This is a genomic window from Amycolatopsis rifamycinica (assembly GCF_000695625.1).
GTDB lineage: Bacteria > Actinomycetota > Actinomycetes > Mycobacteriales > Pseudonocardiaceae > Amycolatopsis > Amycolatopsis rifamycinica.
The window spans coordinates 1-3,121 of the sequence record NZ_JMQI01000032.1; the positions used below are offsets into that span (position 1 = coordinate 1).

The 3,121-nt window shown below is 68.2% G+C and carries 2 protein-coding genes; both read right to left on the minus strand.

Annotation, left to right across the window (positions count from 1 at the left end; translation table 11 throughout):
* Positions 1-2,087, minus strand: a 2,087-nt coding sequence (carB, locus tag DV20_RS17170) for a carbamoyl-phosphate synthase large subunit (protein WP_043781405.1), incomplete at its 3' end; no start/stop codon positions are given.
* A partial coding sequence (carA, locus tag DV20_RS17175; protein WP_043778325.1) for a glutamine-hydrolyzing carbamoyl-phosphate synthase small subunit occupies positions 2,087-3,121 on the minus strand: 1,035 nt, incomplete at its 5' end. The genes carB and carA, both read right to left, overlap by 1 nt.

Below are 3,121 nucleotides of genomic sequence, written 5' to 3' on the forward strand. Positions count from 1 at the left end.
GGGGCGGGCAGGCCGGCGTCGGTGAGGACCTCGCCGAACGCGCCGCGGTCCTCGGCCAGGTGAATGGCCTCCGGCGGCGTCCCGACCACCGGGACACCGGCGTCGGCGAGCTTCTTCGCCAAGCCCAGCGGGGTCTGCCCGCCCAGCTGGACGATGACACCGGCGACCGTGCCCGACGCCTGCTCGGCGTGCACGACCTCCAGCACGTCCTCGAACGACAGCGGCTCGAAATACAACCGGTCGGAAGTGTCGTAGTCGGTGGACACGGTTTCCGGGTTGCAGTTGACCATGACGGCTTCGAACCCGGCCTCCCGCAACGCGATCGCCGCGTGCACACAGGAGTAGTCGAACTCGATGCCCTGCCCGATCCGGTTCGGGCCCGAGCCGAGGATGAGCACCTTCGGCTTGTCCGACTGGACGGCCACTTCGGACTGCGCGTCGGGGTCGGACTCGTAAGCCGAGTAGTGGTACGGGGTCTTGGCCGCGAACTCGGCCGCGCAGGTGTCGACGGTCTTGAACACCGGCCGCACACCGAGACGGTGCCGCAACGTGCGGACACCGTCCTCACCGGCCAGTTCCGGCCGCAGCGCGGCGATCTGACGGTCCGAGAGCCCGGTGCGCTTGGCGCGGCGCAGCAGATCACCGTCCAGCACCGGCGCGTCACGGACTTCGGCGCCGACCTCGCCGATGTAGGCGATCTGGTCGATGAACCACGGGTCGATACCACTCGCCTCGTGGACCTGCTCCACGGTGGCGCCGAACCGCAGGGCACGTTCCACTTCGTACAGCCGGCCTTCGTGCGGCGTGCGCAGGTCGTCCAAAGTGGACTCCAGCGTCGCGCCCTCGGGGTCGGGCAGCGTCCAGAACCCGGTCGCCTTGGTCTCGATCGACCGCATCACCTTGCCCAGCGCCTCGGGGAAGCTGCGGCCGAACGACATCGCCTCGCCGACACTCTTCATCGTCGTGGTCAGCGTCGGGTCCGCACCGGGGAACTTCTCGAAGGCGAACCGCGGCATCTTGACGACGACGTAGTCCAAAGTGGGCTCGAACGCCGCGGGCGTCTCGCCGGTGATGTCGTTGCGGATCTCGTCGAGGGTGTAGCCGATGGCGAGCTTCGCGGCGATCTTGGCGATCGGGAAACCGGTCGCCTTCGACGCCAACGCCGACGAGCGCGACACGCGCGGGTTCATCTCGATGACGACCATCCGGCCATCGGCCGGGTTGATCGCGAACTGGATGTTGCAGCCGCCGGTGTCGACGCCGACCTCGCGCAGCACCGCGATGCCGACGTCGCGCATCACCTGGTACTCGCGGTCGGTGAGGGTCATCGTCGGCGCGACGGTGACCGAGTCGCCGGTGTGCACGCCCATCGCGTCGATGTTCTCGATCGAACAGACGACCACGACATTGTCGTGCTTGTCGCGCATCAGCTCGAGCTCGTACTCCTTCCAGCCGAGCACGCTCTCCTCGATGAGCACCTCGGTGACGGGAGACTCCGCGAGCCCGGTGGAGGCCAGCCGCTCGAGGTCCTCGGGCGTGTGTGCCATGCCGGAGCCGAGCCCGCCCATGGTGAAGCTCGGCCGGATGACCACCGGGAGCCCGAGCTCCTTGACGGTGTCGCGGACCTCGTACATGTCGTGGCAGACGCGCGAGCGCGGCACGTCGGCACCGACCGTGCGGACGATGTCCTTGAACTTCTGCCGGTCCTCACCACGCTGGATGGCGTCGATGTCGGCGCCGATCAGCTCGACACCGTACTTGTCGAGCACACCCCGCTCGTGCAGCGCGACGGCGCAGTTGAGCGCCGTCTGCCCGCCCAGGGTCGCGAGCAGCGCGTCCGGCCGCTCTTCGGCGATGACCTTCTCGACGAAGTCGGGAGTCACCGGCTCGATGTAGGTGGCGTCGGCGAACTCGGGATCGGTCATGATGGTGGCCGGGTTCGAGTTCACCAGGGACACACGCAGCCCTTCGCTGCGCAGCACCCGGCAGGCCTGGGTACCGGAGTAATCGAACTCCGCCGCCTGCCCGATCACGATCGGCCCGGAGCCGATCACCAGCACGTGCTGGATGTCCGTCCTCTTCGGCATCAGGCCTTCTTCTCCATGAGCGAAACGAAATCGTCGAACAGGGGGGCCGCGTCGTGCGGGCCGGCCGCGGCTTCGGGGTGGTACTGGACCGAGAACGCCGGGACGTCGAACGCCCGCAGGCCCTCGACCGCGCCGTCGTTGGCGCAGTAGTGGCTGACCTGAGCCGCGCCGAACGGCGACTCGAAGCGCTGCCCTGGCTCGCCTTCCAAGGCGAAGCCGTGGTTCTGCGCGGTGATCGCCACCGACTTGGTCGCGACGTCGATCACCGGGATGTTGATGCCGCGGTGCCCGTAGCGCATCTTGTACGTGTCCAGGCCGAGCGCGCGGCCGAGGACCTGGTTGCCGAAGCAGATGCCGAACAGCGGGATCTCGCGGCCGAGCACCTGCTTGGTCAGCTCGGTGGCGTGCGTCGTGGTGGCCGGGTCGCCCGGGCCGTTCGACAGGAACACACCGTCCGGCTCGACCGCCAGCAGCTCGTCCAGGGTGGACGTGGAGGGCAGCACGTGCACCTCGATGCCGCGCTTGACCATCTGGCGCGGGGTGTTGGACTTGATGCCCAGGTCCAGCGCCACGACGCGGAAGCGGACGTCACCGGAAGGCGAGATGACGTACGGCTTCGGCGTGGTGACCTGGCCGGCCAGGTCCGCACCCTCCATCTTCGGGCTGGCCAGCACCTCGGCGACCATGTCGTCGACCGTGCCCAGCGCGTCACCGGAGAACACCCCGGCCCGCATCGCACCGAGCTCACGCAGATGGCGGGTCAGCGAACGGGTGTCGACCTCGGCGATACCGACGATCCCCTGGCGCACCAGCTCCTCATCCAGAGACCGCTTCGAGCGCCAGTTGGACGGCGTGCGCGCGGGGTCGCGCACCACATAACCGTTGACCCAAATCTTCGAAGACTCGTCATCCTCGTCATTCCAGCCGGTGTTCCCGATCTGCGGCGCCGTCTGCACCACGATCTGCCCGTGGTACGACGGATCAGTCAGCGTCTCCTGGTAACCCGTCATGCCGGTGCAGAACACCGCCTCACC